This is a genomic window from Gilliamella sp. M0364 (assembly GCF_016100565.1).
Lineage (GTDB): Bacteria > Pseudomonadota > Gammaproteobacteria > Enterobacterales > Orbaceae > Gilliamella > Gilliamella apis.
This window is the reverse complement of sequence record NZ_JACFSF010000002.1, coordinates 336,047-355,983: the sequence shown is the minus strand read 5'-3', so window position 1 is coordinate 355,983 and position 19,937 is coordinate 336,047. Positions and strand designations below refer to the sequence as shown.

Annotated in this window: 14 protein-coding genes, 3 tRNA genes and 1 rRNA gene; 15 read left to right on the top strand and 3 right to left on the bottom strand. The window is 34.8% G+C overall.

Annotated elements, in window-relative coordinates; all coding sequences use genetic code 11:
* The first annotated feature begins 189 nt into the window (after window positions 1–189).
* From rrf to H3U96_RS05355, 4 genes are all read left to right on the top strand, one after another.
* Window positions 190–305: ribosomal RNA gene (gene rrf / locus H3U96_RS05370) — 5S ribosomal RNA — on the top strand.
* A 33-nt stretch (window positions 306–338) separates the two neighbouring features.
* Window positions 339–415: transfer RNA gene (locus H3U96_RS05365), tRNA-Asp, on the top strand.
* Between the two features lie 8 nt (window positions 416–423).
* Window positions 424–499 (top strand) — tRNA-Trp (locus tag H3U96_RS05360).
* Between the two features lie 134 nt (window positions 500–633).
* Window positions 634–972: a DUF413 domain-containing protein gene (locus tag H3U96_RS05355; RefSeq protein WP_065577791.1), complete on the top strand. Its 339-nt coding sequence runs from the start codon at window positions 634–636 to the stop codon at window positions 970–972.
* A 4-nt stretch (window positions 973–976) separates the two neighbouring features.
* On the opposite strand, the gene H3U96_RS05350 is transcribed toward H3U96_RS05355, so the two are convergent.
* From H3U96_RS05350 to znuC, 3 genes are all read right to left on the bottom strand, one after another.
* Window positions 977–2,500: a YifB family Mg chelatase-like AAA ATPase gene (locus H3U96_RS05350; protein ID WP_086361003.1), complete on the bottom strand. Its 1,524-nt coding sequence runs from the start codon at window positions 2,498–2,500 to the stop codon at window positions 977–979.
* Window positions 2,501–2,618: 118 nt separating this feature from the next.
* Window positions 2,619–3,419: a zinc ABC transporter permease subunit ZnuB gene (znuB, locus tag H3U96_RS05345; RefSeq protein WP_198195841.1), complete on the bottom strand. Its 801-nt coding sequence runs from the start codon at window positions 3,417–3,419 to the stop codon at window positions 2,619–2,621.
* A complete protein-coding gene (gene znuC, locus H3U96_RS05340) occupies window positions 3,419–4,195 on the bottom strand; it encodes a zinc ABC transporter ATP-binding protein ZnuC (RefSeq protein WP_198195839.1) in 777 nt (258 codons plus the stop codon). The genes znuB and znuC overlap by 1 nt, the downstream gene beginning before the upstream one ends.
* Window positions 4,196–4,310: 115 nt before the next feature.
* Here znuC and znuA point away from each other — a divergent pair, with 115 nt between their 5' ends.
* The 11 genes from znuA (at window position 4,311) to icd (ending at window position 19,924) form a co-directional block, all read left to right on the top strand.
* A complete protein-coding gene (gene znuA, locus H3U96_RS05335; RefSeq protein WP_370545632.1) occupies window positions 4,311–5,225 on the top strand; it encodes a zinc ABC transporter substrate-binding protein ZnuA in 915 nt (304 codons plus the stop codon).
* A 55-nt stretch (window positions 5,226–5,280) separates the two neighbouring features.
* Window positions 5,281–6,615: a murein DD-endopeptidase MepM gene (mepM, locus tag H3U96_RS05330; protein WP_370527994.1), complete on the top strand. Its 1,335-nt coding sequence runs from the start codon at window positions 5,281–5,283 to the stop codon at window positions 6,613–6,615.
* A 122-nt stretch (window positions 6,616–6,737) separates the two neighbouring features.
* Window positions 6,738–9,062, top strand: a complete 2,325-nt coding sequence (mrcB, locus tag H3U96_RS05325; protein ID WP_198195828.1) for a bifunctional glycosyl transferase/transpeptidase — start codon at window positions 6,738–6,740, stop codon at window positions 9,060–9,062.
* A gap of 13 nt (window positions 9,063–9,075) precedes the next feature.
* The gene (mutM, locus tag H3U96_RS05320; RefSeq protein WP_086361007.1) at window positions 9,076–9,885 is read left to right on the top strand and encodes a bifunctional DNA-formamidopyrimidine glycosylase/DNA-(apurinic or apyrimidinic site) lyase; all 810 of its coding nucleotides are present in this window, start codon (window positions 9,076–9,078) and stop codon (window positions 9,883–9,885) included.
* Window positions 9,886–10,279: 394 nt separating this feature from the next.
* A complete protein-coding gene (gene tolB, locus H3U96_RS05315; protein ID WP_065577804.1) occupies window positions 10,280–11,575 on the top strand; it encodes a Tol-Pal system beta propeller repeat protein TolB in 1,296 nt (431 codons plus the stop codon).
* A 169-nt stretch (window positions 11,576–11,744) separates the two neighbouring features.
* Window positions 11,745–12,218 (top strand): peptidoglycan-associated lipoprotein Pal, encoded by a 474-nt coding sequence (gene pal / locus H3U96_RS05310; protein ID WP_034903771.1) that lies wholly within the window; start codon window positions 11,745–11,747, stop codon window positions 12,216–12,218.
* A gap of 68 nt (window positions 12,219–12,286) precedes the next feature.
* Window positions 12,287–13,018 carry a tol-pal system protein YbgF gene (ybgF, locus tag H3U96_RS05305; RefSeq protein ID WP_165754873.1) on the top strand — a complete coding sequence of 244 codons (732 nt, stop codon included), beginning with the start codon at window positions 12,287–12,289 and terminating at the stop codon, window positions 13,016–13,018.
* Between the two features lie 135 nt (window positions 13,019–13,153).
* Window positions 13,154–13,229: transfer RNA gene (locus H3U96_RS05300), tRNA-Lys, on the top strand.
* Between the two features lie 503 nt (window positions 13,230–13,732).
* Complete coding sequence (locus H3U96_RS05295; RefSeq protein ID WP_198195819.1) at window positions 13,733–15,850, top strand: TonB-dependent siderophore receptor; 2,118 nt, start codon at window positions 13,733–13,735, stop codon at window positions 15,848–15,850.
* A 525-nt stretch (window positions 15,851–16,375) separates the two neighbouring features.
* A complete protein-coding gene (locus H3U96_RS05290) occupies window positions 16,376–18,640 on the top strand; it encodes an aconitate hydratase (protein WP_086361009.1) in 2,265 nt (754 codons plus the stop codon).
* A gap of 21 nt (window positions 18,641–18,661) precedes the next feature.
* Window positions 18,662–19,924, top strand: coding sequence for an NADP-dependent isocitrate dehydrogenase (gene icd / locus H3U96_RS05285; RefSeq protein ID WP_086361010.1), 1,263 nt, complete (start codon window positions 18,662–18,664; stop codon window positions 19,922–19,924).
* Window positions 19,925–19,937 lie beyond the last annotated feature (13 nt).

Below are 19,937 nucleotides of genomic sequence, written 5' to 3'. Positions count from 1 at the left end.
AAGTGTAGTGATACATTGAGCTAACTGATACTAATGAACCGAGAGTCTTAACCTTACAACTCGGAGTTGTTTTGGATACGCGAAGGTAGAGATAGATTAATAGATACTCGAACAGTTTGTTCCGGATTGAGCGATTGATGTGGATATGAGATAATGCGCATCAATTGAGAGAAGAGAAGACAGGATATGTCTGGCGGTAATAGCGCGGTGGTCCCACCTGACCCCATGCCGAACTCAGAAGTGAAACGCCGTAGTGCCGATGGTAGTGTGGGTATTACCCATGTGAGAGTAGGGTGCCGCCAGACTTTTAAATTTTATATATACATACCAAATACGGTGGAGCGGTAGTTCAGTTGGTTAGAATACCTGCCTGTCACGCAGGGGGTCGCGGGTTCGAGCCCCGTCCGTTCCGCCACCTTTTCTAGGGGCGTAGTTCAATTGGTAGAGCACCGGTCTCCAAAACCGGGTGTTGGGAGTTCGAGACTCTCCGCCCCTGCCATAAAAAATGATATTTTGCTCTAAATTTAACCACTTATTCAAATTTCTTTACATAAATAAAAAAATTTTGTTTACAGATTTACTTTGTCAATTATAATTCCCGCCCAACAATATTTATAATCTAGAGGATATAACATGGCTGAGAGTTTTGTAAGTCAACAACGTTTTTTTGATAACAAGAATTATCCAAGAGGGCTTTCTCGACATGGTGACTTTACTATCAAAGAAGCTCAGATCTTAGAAAAATATGGTTGTGCTTTTAGAGATCTTGATACAGAAGTTAAAAAGCCAGCTACTCCAGAAGAAAAATCTTTTGTTGCGGTTTGTAAAGGTAAAAAAGAGCCATCTACTGATTATGAAAAAGCATGGATAAAGTACCTTTCTAAAATTAATAAACCAAAACGTTTTCATACATTATCAGGAGGAAAACCTCAAGTTGATGTAAGTGATGATTTTGTTGATAGTGATGATTAATGCTTTAGCCAATATTTTTGTGCAGTTGAATTAATAAACGATCCATAGAACGATAACTCAGAGCTTCTGAAATATGTTTTCGTTCTATGTTTTTTGAACAGTCTAAGTCAGCAATAGTTCGTGATACTTTTAATATCCGATGCCACGCTCTAGCAGAGAGACCTAACTTGATTAAAGCCTGCTCCAAATAATTATTGTCTTCATCACTTAGTAAGCAATGTATTTGAATTTCTTTTGGTGATAATTGACTGTTTAATTTGTTATTTCTTGTCATTTGAATCTTTCTTGTATCAATAACTCTTTTTTTTACTATTTCAGTTGGCTCTGTTGCTGTAGCCTTTTGACTTAATGTGCCTCTTGGTAGTAATGGTACTTCAATAGAAATATCAAACCGATCTAAAAATGGCCCAGATAGCCTATTTAAGTAACGTATTATTTGTTGTGGTGTTGTTCTGTTATGAGTGCCTTGATAATGACCTGTGGGACTTGGATTCATTGCTGCTATGAGTTGAAACTTTGCTGGAAATTTTATTTTTGCATTAGCCCTTGAAATAACTATTTCACCTGACTCAATGGGTTCTCTTAATGCATCTAAAACTTTACGGTTAAACTCTGGTAACTCATCTAAAAATAAAACCCCATTATGTGCTAATGAGATTTCGCCTGGTCTTGGAATTGATCCACCTCCTACTAGTGCAGCAGCTGATGCACTGTGATGTGGTGATCTAAATGGCCTTGTTCGCCAATTCTTTATTGAACCATTTGAGTTAACTAGGCTTGCAATTGCTGCACTTTCTAGTGCTTCATCATCTGATAATGGTGGTAATAATGACGTTAATCGTGTTGCTAACATTGTTTTTCCTGTCCCTGGTGGTCCTATCAATAATAGATTATGTCCACCAGCTGCAGCGATTTCTAATGCTCTTTTAGCATGTTCTTGTCCAATTACATCTTGTAGATTAGCGAGTTGATTATTTTCTTCTTGATATTGTCTATATTCGACCGATGATAAGTTAATTTCATTATATAAATATTGACATAATTCCAGTAAATTATGCGTAATTAAAGTATGATTTTGATGAATTAACGATATTTCAGATTGATTCTCTGCTGAAATAATTAGAGTTCGATTATTTTTTTTAGAAGACAAAGCTGCGGGAATCGCCCCTTTTACTGACTTAATTTCGCCCGAAAGAGCTAATTCACCTAAAAACTCATATTTAGCAAGGTGATCCATTGGTATCTGTTCTGTTGCTGCAAGAATAGCAATAGCTATAGGTAAATCAAACCGACTTCCTTCTTTAGGAAGATCGGCAGGAGATAAATTAACGGTTATTTTCTTTGCTGGAAATGTAAAACCACTATTAATAATAGCACTTCTAACACGGTCTTTGGATTCTTTTACTGTTGCTTCTGGTAGGCCAACAAGCACAAAACCAGGTAAACCATTACTAATATGTACTTCGACGTTAATTTGAGGTGCTTGTATACCAATAGAGGCTCTTGTATAAATGATTGCGAGTGACATAATTTATCGTCATTAATTTGAGATTTTTAGCACTTTATTAATAATTCTAGAATGTGCATAAATTTATGACTAAAAATGCGTGTTCGTTCGCAAAAAATTTCCTAATTTTGTTACTACTTCAATTTTTTGTTCTTATAAAGAATTTAGAAATAAATAGTGATATAAAAAATAAACAAGTGTTGCTTAATACAACAGAAGGGCCTGTTGGGGTGTCATAACATAATGAAAATAGTATGCCACCAATGATTGAGATCATACCGATTAATATTGCAATAATTGCCATTGATTCAGGATTTTTAGCATAGTATTTTGCAGTAGCTGCTGGGATGATTAACAGTGCTGTAATTATCAAAGCGCCAACAAATTTCATAGCAATACCTATTGTTAATGCTAATAGTATGGTTAGAATAAATTTTGTTATTGGTACATTAATTCCATGACTAAATGCTAATTCTTCACTAACCGTAATAAATAAAAAATGATTCCACCGCCATACTAGCAATAATCCAATTGTTACTACACAAATGACTATTTGGTAAACATCAAACATTGTTATAGATAAAATATCACCAAATAGATAGCCCATTAAATCAATACGTATATTATTCATTAAACTTATTACAACTAAACCCAATGAAAGAGCGCTATGAGCTAAAATACCCAGTAAGGTATCAACAGGAAGTTGCTTTTGAGATTCTAACCATAATAATCCAATAGCTAATATCAATGTTACTAAAATAATGGCATAAAATAGATTGATATTTAAAAGAAAACCAAAAGCTACCCCTAATAATGCAGCGTGAGATAAAGTATCACCAAAATAGGACATTCTTCGCCAAACAACAAATGTGCCTAAAGGTCCTGTCAAACAGGTTAAGCTTAATCCTGCCAGTAAAGAGGGTAACAGTAACTCTATCATTATTTTTTTCCTAGTTGGTCAGGTAATATAATTTTTTGATTATGTTGATGCTGATGTTGGCAAAAATCATGATCATGATTGTGATGATGTTTATATAAAGCAATTTGTGATGCACCATGTTGTCCAAAAAGCGAAATAAACTCTGGATCATCTGAAACACTTGCTGGTGTTCCTGAACAACAAATATGGTGGTTTAAACAAATTACCTCATCAGTTTTTGCCATGACTAGATGTAGATCATGTGAAACCATTAATACACCACAGTTAAACTCATTTTTTGCATTAATAATTAGATCATATAACAGTACCTGTCCATTAACATCAACGCCTTGGGTCGGTTCATCAAGAATGAGTAACTTTGGGCGTTTGGCTAATGCTTGTGCTAAAAGAACTCGCTGTAGTTCACCACCTGATAGTTGATGCATGGATCGATTTATCAAATATTCAGCCTTAACTAATGATAATGTTTTATGAATATCTATTTGACTTAACTGTTTATTTAACTGCATAAAACGTTTTACAGTAATCGGTAAAGTCGGATTTAAGTTTATGGATTGAGGAACATAACCAATAGTTAAATCAGATGCACGTTTAATGGTACCAGTGGTTGGTTGAATTAAACCTAAGATAATTTTGACAAGTGTTGATTTACCAGCGCCATTTGGTCCTAATATTGTAATAATTTGATTTAAATTAACCGTTAATGAAACATCATATAATATTTTCTGGTTATTTATTTCAATGGAAACATTATCAAGTGACATTAATTGCGTCATGATATTATTAGTCCTTGCTGGTCAATATGTTATGTTATATTATAACAATTATTCTGGTTTATTCCATCATATTTTATTAATATTGGATGATAATGTGAAAAATTTAACTAACACTATTATAAAGTCTATCCGTTTTTTTTTATTGGTTTTTTTATCTATTTGGGCGCTAATAGCTAATGCCAATGCGACAATAATTTCTTCAGTAAGACCTATTGGATTTATTACCGAAGCAATCGCATCAGGTGTAATAGATACTGATATATTATTACCGGATGGTGCTTCACCACACACTTATTCATTGAAACCTTCCGATTTAATTAAAATCAAAAATGCAGACTTAATAATTTGGATTGGTGAGGATATGGAAACTTTTATGCCAACTGTATTAAAAAATATTGATCACCATAAACAAATAGAATTAATGGATGTTGGCGAAATTAAAAACTTACTCCGCACAAACCATGAAGAAGATACACATCATGATATGCACGCAGATGATGAGCATCATGGTGAATATGATGAACATATTTGGCTTTCTCCTACTATTGCTAAAATCATTGCTAAATCAATTCATGATAAGCTGCTTGATTTATACCCCAATAAAGCGGCAATACTTGACTTAAATCTAGACAAATTCATTACAAATTTATCAGAAACGGAACAAAACATTGCAAAAAAACTAATTAACGTCCAAAATAGGGGCTATTTTGTGTTTCATGATGCTTATGGCTATTTTGAATCATATTTCGGATTAAAAAATCTAGGAAGTTTTACCATAAATCCAGCAGTACAACCTGGTGTTCAAAAAGTTTATGCAATTCAAAAAGAGTTAGCTGAACACCAAGCGGTCTGTGTTTTTAGAGAGCCACAGTTTAGCCCTGCAATAATTAAAAAGATAGTGAATGGTACGGATGTTCGAATTGGTGAGTTAAATCCATTAGGGACAGGTATCCCTATAACAAAAGATTCATATTCACACTTTTTATTTGCATTGACACAAGAACTGTTGGATTGTTTAGATGAAAAATAATTTAGATAATAGATAGTTAAGGTTAATTTTGGTACGGCAGATTAAATCCTCTGATATTGAAAAAAATAATTTGAAAATTCCTTATTTTTCAATATTGGGAGTCCTTGTTGCTGTGATTTTAGTAACTATATTGTGGCGTCCTTTAAATTTAGATCGTACAGAGTATGTTCCTTTAAATTCACAAGCGCAAACCACAGTGACAGATACATCAACATCATCAGTTGTTATTGGTGATGGCCGAGTAGATATGGTTGGTGATAAATCAAAATCGGAAAACGTCACTGAATCGTCCGATGTTCCAGAAGATGCTATAGCTAAAGATGAATTAGACGATATTGCTGAAGAAAAAGATAACACCGTACAATATACTATTTCACGTGGAGATACATTACACGATATTTTAGTTCGTTATAATGTTAATCGAAATGATATTTCACAATTAACCAGTAAATTTAAACAGCTCGCCAATTTAAGAATTGGGCAACAAGTGAGTTGGACAACTGATGACAACCATAATTTATTAACTTTCAATTGGACAATATCAAGTAATAACGTTCGAATTTTTGAAAAGTCAGGCAATAAATTTATAGAAAGTTCTGAAACTATAGAAGGTACATCTGAAAATGTTGTCATTACTGGAGATCTTAAAACCAGTTTTGTTGCTGATGCACGTAAAGCCGGTCTAACTGGCAATGAAATCGGTATTATTACCCGAGCCTTGCAATGGCGCTTGGATTTTCGCCGTTTAAAAGTCGGAGATAAATTTGCCGTATATTTGTCACGTGAAATGCATGGTAAAAGATTATCTAAAAGCAAACTTCTTGGTGTTCGAATTAAAAATGGAACTAAAGATTATTACGCTATTTTGGCTGATGATGGTAAATACTATGATATTAATGCGAGTAGTTTGTCGCAAAGTTTTTTCCGTTATCCTTTGGCGAAGCAAGCTCGCGTATCATCAGGATTTAATCCTCGCCGTTTAAATCCTGTTACAGGCATCGTTACTCCGCATAATGGTGTTGATTTTGCTGTGTCTCGGGGAACACCTGTTTTATCAGTTGGTAATGGTGAGGTCGTTATTGCTAAATATAGTGGTTCTGCTGGTAACTATGTGGCTATTCGACACGGTAGGCAATATATGACAGCTTATATGCATCTGGATAAAATTTTAGTAAAACCAGGGCAACAAGTTAAGCAAGGCGATAAAATTGGGTTGTCCGGTAATACTGGACGTTCAACAGGACCTCATTTGCATTTTGAATTACATATCAATAACAAACCGGTTAATCCATTAACTGCTAGTTTGCCAATTAATGAAGGTTTGACTGGTAAATCTAAAAAAGCATTTATTGAAAAAGTTAAAAATATTAAACCTAAACTTAACTTTTAACTGATTTTGTCTTCAAATTCATTATTTAAACTAAAAATTCTTATTCGAAAGAAGGCCAATGCGTCAGTAAAAAGTTGTGCTATCATAAGGTAATTTTATTTAAAATAAATATCGGGTGTAGTTTGAACAAACCAACGAAAAAGACATCTACTAAAAAAGCTTCGAAGAAAAATAACAAATCATGGTGGCGCCGTATCTGGTGGTTGCTATTTAAGTTATTTCTTATATTTGTTGCAGTAACTGTTGTTTATGGGATTTATTTAGATCAACAAATTAAAGAACGGATCGATGGTAATGTCTGGGAATTACCGGCTGCTGTATATGGTCAAATTGTTGATCTTGAACCTGATAGTGATTATAGCCTTAGTGATGTTGTTACTTTGTTAAAAGGTGCACAATACCGTCAGCAAGATAGTAAAGCAACACGTCCCGGTGAATTTATTGTCCAAAACGATGCTGTTGAAATCTATCGACGACCATTTACTTTTCCTGATGGTGAAGAACAAGCTTTTCGAGTTAGAATAACTTTTTATGATAACAGAATTGATCGTATATCTAATTTAGATACTGGCCGTGACTTTGGCTTACTTAAAATTGATCCTAAATTAATAACTATGATGCATTCACCTAACGGAGAACAACGACTTTTTGTTCCGTTAAAAGAGTTTTCTGATTCGTTAATAAAAACCTTAATTGCAACTGAAGATAAACGTTTTTATGACCATCATGGTGTAAGTTTATACTCAATTGGACGGGCTATTTTTGTCAATTTGACCACTGGCCGAACAGAAGGTGGCAGCACATTAACACAACAAACGGTTAAAAACTTATTTTTGACCAATGAAAGAAGCTTAAGCCGTAAAATACGTGAAGCATATATGGCTATAATTTTAGATGCTCGTTATAGTAAAGAACGTATTTTAGAACTTTATCTAAATGAGGTTTATTTAGGGCAAGCTGGTAGTGAAGAGATACATGGTTTCCCATTAGCGAGTCTTTATTACTTTGGCCGCCCAGTTAATGAATTGACATTAGATCAACAAGCTGTATTAGTGGGGATGGTAAAAGGTGCTTCATACTATAATCCTTGGACTCAACCACAACAAGTGATTGAACGTCGTAATGTTGTCTTAAAGCTTGCTGAACAGCAAGGGATTATTGATGAGGAGTTATTCAACTTACTTAGTCAGCGTCCACTTTCCGTTTTACCAAAAGGGGGAGTAATATCTCCACAACCAGCATTTATGCAAGTTGTGCGTAGTGAGCTGAGAAAACAGTTAGGCGATAAAGCAGATCATCTTTCTGGTATGAAAATTTTTACCACCTTTGATCCGGTTGCTCAAGCTGCAGCTGAACAATCCGTAACCAATGAAATCGAAAATTTACGCAAATCGACGAATAAAGATTTACAAACGGCAATGGTCATTGTCAGTCGTGAAACTGGTGAAATTCGTGCAATTATTGGTAGTGCTGAACCTCGTTATCCTGGTTATAACCGCGCGTGGTTGACAAGACGAGCAATTGGTTCACTTGCAAAACCGTCAACTTACTTAACAGCATTAGGCCAACCAGGGCGTTATCAGCTTAATAGTTGGCTTGATGATAGCCCATTATCAATAAAGTTGGATAATGGTACTTATTGGCAACCAAAGAATTTTGACCGCAAGTTTCGCGATAAAGTGATGTTAATTGATGCGTTAGCCCTTTCGCTTAATGTCCCTACCGTTAACTTAGGAATGGGATTAGGTTTAGATGCAACCAAAAATACTTTACAAGCACTGGGTGTGCCAGAAGATCGTATTCCGAATTTACCATCACGATTATTAGGTGCACTAGAGTTAACACCTTTAGAAACAGCACAAATGTTCCAAACTATTTCCAATAATGGTCAACGCTCACCACTAACAATTTTAAGATATGTATTGTCCGATAAGGGCGAACTTGTTTATCAAAATTACCCACAGCAAATTCAAGCGGTTTCTCAACAATCTGCTTATTTGACGACTTATGCTATGCAACAAGTAGTTGAATCAGGAACATCACGCTCGTTAAAAGCTAAATATGGATCATTTAATTTAGCAGCGAAAACAGGGACCAGTAATGATTCCCGCGATAGCTGGTTTACTGGAATTGATGGTAAAAATGTTGCGGTAGTTTGGATAGGTCTTGATGATCATTCTCCGATGAAATTAACGGGTGCAACAGGTGCTTTAAAAATATATAGTGAATACTTACAAAATAATCCGCCAAAAAGGTTACAACTTCCCGTACCGCAAAATATATTTATGGTGCCTATTGATAGTAATGGACATTGGCAGTGTAATGGCGGTGGTGTACGTAGTTTACCTGCATGGACGATCAACCCTCAAAGTTTATGTTCGGCTAGCCCTCAGGCTGTATCTAATCAACAAGCACCAAGTTGGGTGACTGACATGTTAAATAATTAAATGAGGTTATCATATGCCTGAATTACCTGAAGTTGAGACGAGTCGACGAGGTATTTTACCTTATTTAAAAGGCCAAACTATCGCGCAAATTATTGTCCGAAACTCAAAACTTCGTTGGCCTATAGATGAAACAATTAATAATACTCAAGGGCAAGTAATAGTAGATGTTAAAAGGCGTGCCAAATATCTACTGTTACAACTGACACATGATTGGATTGTCATTCATTTGGGAATGTCAGGTAGTTTACGCATATTAGAATCATACCAAGAACCAGCTAAACATGATCATGTCGATTTAGTATTAGCGAATGGAGTGATATTAAGATATACCGATCCAAGACGTTTTGGATCATGGCTATGGACCCACACTATTGAAGAATTAACTCAATTGAAGCACTTAGGGCCAGAGCCACTTAGTGATAACTTTTCAGCTAATTATTTATTTGAAAAAGCTAACAATCGAAAAATACCAATTAAAAGTTGGATTATGGATAATCATATTGTCGTTGGTGTTGGTAATATTTATGCTTCAGAATCATTGTTTTTGGCAAAAATTAATCCAAATCGAAAAGTTAGTAGCTTAACATTAGTTGAATGTGAACGATTAGTTACAGCAATTAAGCTGGTACTTACAAAATCTATAGAGCAAGGTGGAACGACACTTAAAGATTTTGTTCAATCTGATGGTAAACCGGGGTATTTTGTCCAGAACCTCCAAGTATATGGCCGAGAAGGTGAGAAATGCTTAATTTGTCAATCTAATATCAAGTCTAATAGAATAGGACAACGTAATACATTTTATTGTGAAACCTGCCAAAAATAATAGATAAATTTAATTATATTTTTCTTTTCTAACAATTGTTTTAATTATTGATAGTAATATAAATTCAACTCTTTTTAGTTATCAATCATATAAAAATACTTATTAATCTCTTTTCACTTAGTTTATTTCGGAATAGTATAGATAATAAACAATTTATTTATGGAATCAAAAAGAATATAATAGTATCAATTAAAAAATCTTTTTTACTCAAAAGGCTATGGACTTGTTACACAATATCGGCTATCTTTCTCGCTGTAAAATTAACTATATTTTGTAAAGCATAGTATCTATTATAAATTAATTATAATGTTTTAATTTTAAAATACTTTTCTTTATATGGGGTTAAGTTTATTTTAACCTAGTGTATTTCGCTTTGATTAAGGAATTTAAGATGATCAAATTTGCTTCTCGCTTTTTGATAGCTTGTTTTGTTTTATTATCAACAATGATGGCTACAGCTGAAGTTAAGATTGTAATTACTGATGGCGTCAGTTCGGCCAAGCCAATTGCTGTCGTACCATTTAAATGGACTGGTAGCGGAGAGCCTCCCCAACTTGTAGATAATATTGTCGCATCTGACTTACGTAATAGTGGTAAATTTAATCCTATTGACGTCGCAGCAATGCCACAAAAACCAACTACAGCATCAGAAGTTAATCCTGGCGTTTGGAGTAATATGGGTATTTCTGCTGTTGTAGTAGGATCAATTCAACCAGATGTGTCGGGGAAATATCTTATAACTTATCAACTAATTGATACAGTTGATCGACCAGGTTCAGTATTAGCAGAAAACCAATTCTCTATAGAGCAACGTTGGTTACGTTATGCCTCTCATACTGCAAGTGATGAAATCTTTGAAGCATTAACCGGTATTAGAGGTGCATTTAGAACACGTATTGCTTATGTGGTAAAAAATAATAAAGGACCTTATACCCATGAATTGCGTGTATCAGATTATGATGGTTATGATCAAATTACAGTACATCGTTCTAAAGAGCCATTAATGTCGCCAACATGGTCTCCTGATGGTAAAAAATTAGCTTACGTAACTTTTGAAAGTGGCCGTTCTGCTCTTGTATTAAAGACTTTAGATAGTGGTGCAGTTGAAACTATTGCTTCATTCCCTCAACATAATGGTGCGCCAGCATTTTCGCCTGATGGTAGTAAATTAGCTTTTGCTTTGTCAAAAGGGGGCAGTTTAAATTTATATATGATGAATTTGAGTTCTAAAAAAATTACCCAAATTACATCAGGACGTAGCAATGATACAGAACCTTCTTGGATGCCAGATAATCAAACCATAGTTTATACCTCTGACCAGGCTGGACGTCCGCAACTTTATTCAATTAATATTGGTAGTGGAGCATCGCAAAGGGTAACTTGGGATAATACCCAAAATCAAAATGCTCGCGTATCTCCAGACGGCAAGTTTATTGCTGTAATTTCTACTAATAATGGTGAGCAACATATTACTCGATATGATGTAGAAACTAATACATATCAAAGATTAACCGATACTTTTTTAGATGAAACACCGAGTATTGCTCCAAATGGCACTATGATTATCTACAGTTCTTCACAAGGTTTAGGTACAATTTTAAATCTTGTTTCTACTGATGGTAATTTTAAAGCAAGGTTACCAGCAACGGATGGGCAAGTGAAATTCCCTTCTTGGTCACCTTATTTATAAGAACGGCTAAATTTTAGGCAATAATGACATTATTAAAATTGTGTAAATGTTAAGGTCGTTATAATATATACTTCTAATCTTTCTAGTTAGTAACCGTGCGTTACTTTGAAGTTGGTTAGATGTATAAAAAAATAAGTAAAATTTATTTAAAAACAAAGGAGTTAATACAATGCAATTTTCTAAATTTCTTAAAGTAGCCGCGGTTGCTTTACCATTAATCGCTGTAACTGCATGTTCATCAAACAGTAGCAGTAAAGCAGGCGGTAACGGTGCTTTATCAAAAGAAGCTTTAGAGCAACTTCAAAAACTACAACAAATTAACACTGTTTATTTTGATTATGATAAATACAATGTTAAATCAGAATATGAAACATTGTTAAATGCACATGCTGTATTTATTCGTTCAACTAACTTAAACGTTATTATTGAAGGTCATGCCGATGAGCGTGGTACTCCAGAATATAATATCGCTTTAGGTGAACGTCGTGCATCAGCAGTTAAATCTTACCTACAAGGTAATGGTGTTTCTGGTGAACAATTATCAATCGTTTCTTATGGTAAAGAAAAACCAGCAGTATTAGGTCACAACGAAGCAGCTTATGCTAAAAACCGTCGTGCAGTAGTTACTTACGCTGGATACTAATCCCATCTAATGACGGCTGAATCATCAGCCGTTTTTTATTTCCAATGTTCACGTTGAGTTTATATAATATGTATAAAAAAATAATCACATTGTCCTTATTTCTTTTGTTTGCTGGTTATGGTTGTGCTGCTGGTAGTTCTGATGTTGATAGAACAATACAAGCTCAAGGGCAGTTAATCATTCAGAATCAACAAAAAATTAGTGATCTACAATCTGATTTAGATACACTTCGTGGCCAATTAGAAGAAACAAGGCACCAACTTAATCAAACTATTGAACGTCAAAAAATGATTTTGCAGGAAATGGCTAATGGTACAGGTTTCTCCGCAAGTAATTCCAATACAGGATCACAAGAAAACAGTTCTGATTCGGTTGCGAGTCCTGAACAATCATCTTCAGAACTATCTGGATGGTCGACATCGGGAGATGATAAAGCTGATTATAATTTTGTCATGCAATTTATCAATGATGACAAACAAAGTGACAATGCTATTGTTGCCTTCCAAAATTTCTTAAAAGCTTATCCAAAGACCAACTATCGTGCAAATGTTAACTATTGGCTTGGTCAACTTTGCTATAAAAAAGGTAAAAAAGATGATGCTTCATTCTATTATGCAACAGTAGTAAAAGATTTTCCTTCTTCACCAAAAGCTGCAGATAGTCTTTATAAAGTAGGTGTTATCTTACTTGATAAAGGTGATAAAAAGAATGCTAAAGCTGTTTTTCAACAAGTGGTAAATAAATACGCTAAAGATAAAAATGCAGTTGAGCAAGCAAATAAAAAGCTATCATCGCTGTAACAAAGTGTATAAATAACCAGCTATCGAATAAAAATAGCAATAAAAGGGTTGCGCCTTTTTACAATTCTAAGTATTATAGCAACCCGAAATTGCTTGAAACACAAAGTAATTTAACAAGAATTATCTTATCAAAATGGGTTGTTAGCTCAGTCGGTAGAGCAGCGGACTTTTAATCCGTTTGTCGAGCGTTCGAATCGCTCACGACCCACCACCCTTTTTCATCAATATAAAAAACAACTCAAATAAAATTAATAGATAAAGCGATGAGAACGCTAGCGTTCGACAAATTCGTCAGGAACGAATTTGAACAACACAACGTGTTGGCCCTGAAAGGGTGAGACACAGGATGTGTCGAATAATCTAGCTCACGACCCACCACCACTTTTTCATCAATATAAAAAACAACTCAAATAAAATTAATAGATAAAGCGATGAGAACGCTAGCGTTCGATAAATTCGTCTGAATTATTTCAATTATCGTTTATTCAATTTTTTATCATTTCTAAAATTTGCTTAAACTAGTAAATTGGTCCCTAACTAAAATTAATTAAATTTCCTAATTATATAAATTAATTTCAATAAGATATGAGTTGATAACCTTTTTTAATTGATTAAAAAATATAAAATAATTTGTAAATGCAAACAATAATCATTATCATTATTTGTTGTTATTTTGAAATTAATTAGATAACACAGCAAATAATAGGAAAAATAATGAAATTAGTTAATCAATTAGTCTTACCTTGTATATTGGGCTCATCAGCTTTTATAGTTAATGCCCAAGAAAAAGTTAATGGTGATAATGATATTGAAACTATGAAAGTTGTCGCAACTATTAAGGATAATAATGATCAGCGCATAAAAAAATCATCAACAGCAACTAAAACATCCTTTGATATTAAGGATATACCACAAACCATCAATTCGGTTAATCTTGAACAAGAGAAAATTTATGGACAAAACGACCTAAGTGTTATTGTCAATAAATTGCCTGGTGTAGATGCAACCTATGATATGCGGGATGAAGGCATAAAAATTAGAGGCTTTTCGGCAAGTTCTGGTGATATTTACCGAGATGGTGTTCGTGCAAGCGGACAGGTTAGGCAAAGTACCGCTAATATTGAGCGAATTGAAGTACTAAAAGGGCCTGCCTCGGTACTCTACGGTCGAGGTTCTGGTGGCGGAATAATAAATATGATCAGTAAACAAGCCAACTTTGATTCACCAACGACATTAAGTATTCGTGGTGGATCTTGGGATAAATATGGTGGAATGGTAGATATTAACCATGTTTTACATGATAAGCTTGCGGTACGAATGACCATTGATCATCAATCGGATAAAAGTTTTCGTAAAGGTATTAAACAACGAGATACAATGATTTCTCCAAGTTTATTGTACGATAATTTGGAAGGATTTAATTGGTTAGTACAATATACTAATGATAAATTATGGCGTAAACCTGATCGGGCTCCAGCTTATTATGATTTACCTAAAGGTGTTTCGATTAAAACGGCTTATGCGCATCCAGATGACTATGTCAAAGATAATTTTAATTCATTACGTTCGGTAATGGGATATCAATTCAATCATAATTGGTCTATCAAATTAACGAATATGTATCGTAAAGCTGATCAAAATTTTGATCATCTTTATGCGGGTACTTATTGTGATCTGAATGGAAAAACTAGCAGAAATGCCTCTTGTAACTACCAAGGTAAATTGAAATTCCGTCGAGCTTGGCAAGAAACCTCAAACAAAACCTATAGTAATACGCTTGATTTAGCGGGTAAATTTGCTACGGCAAGTATTGCTCATGATATGTTAATCGGAATTGAATATAATATTGAAAAACGACAACCTCGATTAGCTTTAACTAGTGAATATCCAGAAGCAATTGATCCGTTTCATCCTCATTGGAACTCTAAAAAGCCTCGCTACAATAAATTAAATACTAAGACAAATCATAAAGCTACATCTAAAGGATTATATTGGCAAGATCTCATTAGTTTTACTGAACAATGGAAATTACTTGCAGGATTACGTTATGATAAATATGAGTTTGCTTCGGATAATAAATTAAATCATCAAAGTCGTTCTTATGAGGGTCACTCTTTAAGCCCACGGATAGGATTAATTTGGCAGCCGATAGAGTCACAAAGTTTTTATGCTTCTTATAGTAAAAATTTTGCACCTTATGGTGGTCGAGGCATGATAACTATTGCTACTGATTCTAAGACGGTCTATGATGACAAACCTCAATATTCACGCCAGTATGAAGTCGGGATTAAGAGTGATTGGTTTAATGATAAGCTATCTTCTCAAATCGCCCTCTATGACCTTGAACTGTATAATGATCGTTATCAACCAGATGCCGTCAATGACCCTTATAATTGGCAGGTTAGAGGTAGTGATCGAAGCCAAGGTATAGAATTAAGTGCAATAGGACAATTGAGTAAAAATTGGTATATCAATAGTGGTGTTGGTTATCAACAGGCTAAAGTTCATAAAGATAAAAAATCACCTGATAATAAAGATAAGTATTTATCTAACACAGCCAAACATAGTGGTTATTTAGGTGTTCGTTATTTACCTTATGAAAATTGGTTTACCGAAATTGAATTCAATTATAAGGGCTCAATGTATAACGATGATAAAAATCTGGTTAAACGTTCTGGTTATGGAATATGGAATGCGGCAGTAGGTTATCAAACACGATCTGTTGATATAACTTTAGCTGTAACTAATTTATTGGGTAAAGAGTATTGGCGATCAAGTAGTATGCCGGGAACGCCTAGAGCTTTCTTACTAACTGCTAGTTATAAATTATAATTGTTAATAAGTATTTGTCAGAGCTAAATTAGGTTTTGATACATTAAAGAGGGAATAGTATTCCCTTTTTTAATTATTCTTATCTTTTAACGACTGATTAAATAATTCTGAGCAACTAATTTGAATAATGAGATTAATGTTAAAAAACTTAAAATAAAATTTAGATGTAGCAAAAAATCATTTATTAATATCAAAAAACATCCTTATTTAGCTATTTTATGACTTAAAAACCCCTCTCCTCAAAATTTTTACATTATTTTTACTTATACAATTTGCTAATTTTGAATTTTCTTTAATGTGCATAATATTTAATATTTCGCTAGTATAGAATTTGTACTAGTTAACAAGGCTAAACTAATTACTGTTAATACTATTGATAGTAGTAATTACGTTAGGATTGCATAAAATAAAAACAATGCTATATTATATGAATAATTAATCAAAAAAATAGAATAAATATTCAATTATTGTGCTTATGAATAGAGCTTTAAAGGATATTATAATATCAGCAATGGGAGCTTAATTATGGTTTTCGATATTGATTTAATAAAAGATATTTATCAAAGTTATCCACAAAAAATTGATGTTATCCGCCAGAAAATTGGAAAACCATTAACATTGACGGAAAAAATTCTCTATGCTCATCTGGCTGAAGGAGAGGAACTTAAAGCTTATAAACGAGGGGAAGATTATGTAAATTTCTCCCCCGATCGTGTCGCGATGCAAGATGCAACCGCACAGATGGCACTATTGCAGTTAATGAATTCAGGCCGTAAACGAGTTGCAGTTCCATCAACAGTCCACTGTGATCACCTTATCCAAGCTTATAAAAATGCCCATGATGACCTGATTATTGCTGAAAGTAATAACCATGAAGTTTATCAATTTTTACGTGATGTTTCGAACAAATATGGTATCGGATTTTGGAAGCCTGATGCTGGTATTATTCACCAAGTGGTGCTGGAAAATTATGCCTTTCCTGGTGGGATGATGATTGGTACCGATTCACATACCCCTAATGCCGGTGGTTTATCCATGATAGCAATTGGTGTTGGTGGTGCTGATGCTGTTGATGTAATGGCTGGTATGCCATGGGAACTGAAAATGCCAAAAATTATTGGCGTAAAATTGATTGGCAAATTATCGGGTTGGGCATCACCAAAAGATGTCATTTTAAAACTAGCCGGTATCTTAACAGTTAAAGGTGGTACTAATTCTATTATTGAATATTTTGGTGAAGGTACTGAGTCATTATCTGCCACCGGTAAAGCAACGATTTGTAATATGGGGGCAGAAGTGGGAGCAACGACTTCAATCTTCCCTTATAGTAAAAAATCTGCTGATTATCTTAGCATGACCGGTCGTCAAGAAATCGTTGATTTTGCTAATACATTAACCGATTGTTTCAATCCTGATAAAGCGGTATTAGAACAACCTGAAAATTATTACGATCAAGTTATCGAGATTAATCTATCGACGTTAGAACCTTATGTTAATGGCCCATTTACTCCTGACTTAGCTTATCCTATTTCCCAGCTTGCCTCTGCTGTTAAGGAACATGATTATCCTGATAATATGGAAGTTGGACTTATTGGCTCATGCACTAACTCTTCTTACGAAGATATGATGCGCGCAGCCTCAGTGATTGATAATGCCAATAAGTTAGGCTTGAAAGTAAATGCCAAGCTAATTATCAATCCTGGTTCAGAACAAGTTAAATATACTTCAAAACGGGATGGTATTTTAAGTCGTTTTGAACAAGCTGGTGCAGCTATTATGGCTAATGCATGCGGGCCTTGTATTGGGCAATGGCGTCGAGATGATGTTGCCGATGAACACAAAAATTCGATTGTCACTTCGTTCAATCGTAATTTCGCTAAACGTAATGATGGTAGCCCAAACACCTATGCATTTGTTTGCTCGCCAGAAATAGTAGTAGCGCTATCAATTGCTGGTAAATTAAGTTTTAATCCATTAACCGACAATCTGATCAATGATAAATGTGAAAAAGTGAAGCTTCCTGAACCCATTGGCGATGAGTTACCAAAACAAGGATTTGCTGTCGATGATGCCGGTTATATTGAGCCGATGGCTGATGGTAGTTTAGTTGAAGTTCGTATTGCACCTAATTCAGAACGGTTGCAACAGCTGTTACCTTTCTCACCTTGGGATGGTAAAGATATTATTTCGCAACCGTTATTGATTAAAGCAACCGGTAAATGTACCACTGACCATATTTCAATGGCCGGTAAATGGTTAAAATTTCGTGGTCATTTAGATAATATTTCCAATAATATGTTAATTGGTGCGGTTAATGCTTTTAATCAGAAAACCAACAGTGTGTTGGATGCACAAACTGGCGATTATGTTGAAGTCCCTGCGTTGGCTCGTAAATTAAAAGCACAAGGAGTCGGCTCAATAGTCGTTGCTGAAGAGAATTACGGTGAAGGTTCGTCAAGAGAGCATGCCGCAATGGAGCCGCGCTTTTTAAATGTTAAAGCAATTGTGGTTAAATCGTTTGCGCGTATTCATGAAACTAATCTGAAAAAACAAGGCATGCTTGCATTAACCTTTGTTAACAAAGATGACTATGACAAGATTCGGGAAGATGATCAAATTAGCATTACAGGACTTTGCGATTTTGCACCGGGTAAAAATTTGACATTAACCCTTCATCATCGTGATGGTAGTCAAGATTCTTTTGCAGTGGCGCATACTTATAATCAAGCACAAATTGAATGGTTCAAAGCGGGTAGCGCATTGAATAAGTTAAAAGAAGAATTTAAATAAGAAATAAGAGGAAGAGACAATATGAATCAGCAAGTTTCAATTGAAAATGGACAATTAGTCGTTCCAAATCATCCAACGATTCCTTTTATTGAAGGCGATGGCGTTGGTAAAGAGATTTGGCATGCTGCTCAAACTATTTTTGATAAAGCAGTTGAAAAGGCTTACCAAGGCAAACGTAGTGTTCTATGGAAAGAGGTACTTGCTGGTGAAAAGTCGTTTAATGCAAATGGATCATGGTTACCGCAAGAGACCATGGATGCCTTCAAACATTATCTTATCGGTATCAAAGGACCATTAATGACACCAGTTGGCGGTGGGATCCGCTCACTCAATGTTGCTTTGCGTCAAGAGTTAGATCTTTATGTCTGTTTGCGCCCAGTGCGTTGGTTTAAAGGTGTTGAATCACCGTTAAAGCACCCAGAAAAAGTCAGTATGACCATTTTTCGTGAAAATACTGAAGACATTTATGCCGGTATTGAGTGGCAACAAGGTACAGCTGAAGCTGAAAAGTTTTATCATTTTTTAGCTGACCAGATGAAAGTGACCAAAGTCCGTTTTCCTAACACTTCGGCTTTCGGGGTTAAACCTGTTTCTATTGAGGGATCTGAGCGTTTAATCCGAGCCGCAATTAACTATGCATTACAACATAAATTACCATCGGTTACTTTAGTTCATAAAGGTAATATTATGAAATTCACAGAAGGTGGATTTAAGCAATGGGGCTATGAACTTGCGGAAAGAGAATTTACTGACGTAGTATTCACCATGAATCAATATGCTAAAATTCAAAAAGCCGAAGGTAAGGCAGCAGCTGAACAAGCATTACAAGCCGCGAAATCAGCCAGTAAATTGATTATAAAAGATGTGATTTGTGATGCATTTTTACAAAATACCTTGTTAAAACCCGAGGATTATTCGGTTGTTGCGACATTAAACCTTAATGGTGATTATGTTTCCGATCAGCTTGCCGCCATGGTAGGTGGGATTGGTATTGCACCGGGCGCTAATATTAACTATTTAACCGGACATGCTATATTCGAAGCGACCCATGGTACCGCTCCTGATATTGCCGGCCAAAATCAGGCCAATCCATCATCACTTTTATTATCTGGCGTGATGATGTTTGAATATTTAGGATGGCATGAAGTTGGGCAACTAATTACTAATGCAATGGAAAGCTTATTTCAATCAGGCAAAGCAACTGCAGATTTAGCGCGCTTTATGCAAAATGGGCAACCATTATCAACAACCCAATTTACTCAAGCCGTTATCGATAATTTATAATTCAAAGGGGATG

Coding starts and splice junctions, on each gene's coding strand:
- H3U96_RS05290 (WP_086361009.1), top strand. CDS start 16,376: ATGGTTTTCGATATTGATTTAATAAAAGATATTTATCAAAGTTATCCA.
- H3U96_RS05295 (WP_198195819.1), top strand. CDS start 13,733: ATGAAATTAGTTAATCAATTAGTCTTACCTTGTATATTGGGCTCATCA.
- pal (WP_034903771.1), top strand. CDS start 11,745: ATGCAATTTTCTAAATTTCTTAAAGTAGCCGCGGTTGCTTTACCATTA.
- mutM (WP_086361007.1), top strand. CDS start 9,076: ATGCCTGAATTACCTGAAGTTGAGACGAGTCGACGAGGTATTTTACCT.
- H3U96_RS05355 (WP_065577791.1), top strand. CDS start 634: ATGGCTGAGAGTTTTGTAAGTCAACAACGTTTTTTTGATAACAAGAAT.
- H3U96_RS05350 (WP_086361003.1), bottom strand. CDS start 2,500: ATGTCACTCGCAATCATTTATACAAGAGCCTCTATTGGTATACAAGCA.
- icd (WP_086361010.1), top strand. CDS start 18,662: ATGAATCAGCAAGTTTCAATTGAAAATGGACAATTAGTCGTTCCAAAT.
- ybgF (WP_165754873.1), top strand. CDS start 12,287: ATGTATAAAAAAATAATCACATTGTCCTTATTTCTTTTGTTTGCTGGT.
- znuB (WP_198195841.1), bottom strand. CDS start 3,419: ATGATAGAGTTACTGTTACCCTCTTTACTGGCAGGATTAAGCTTAACC.
- znuC (WP_198195839.1), bottom strand. CDS start 4,195: ATGACGCAATTAATGTCACTTGATAATGTTTCCATTGAAATAAATAAC.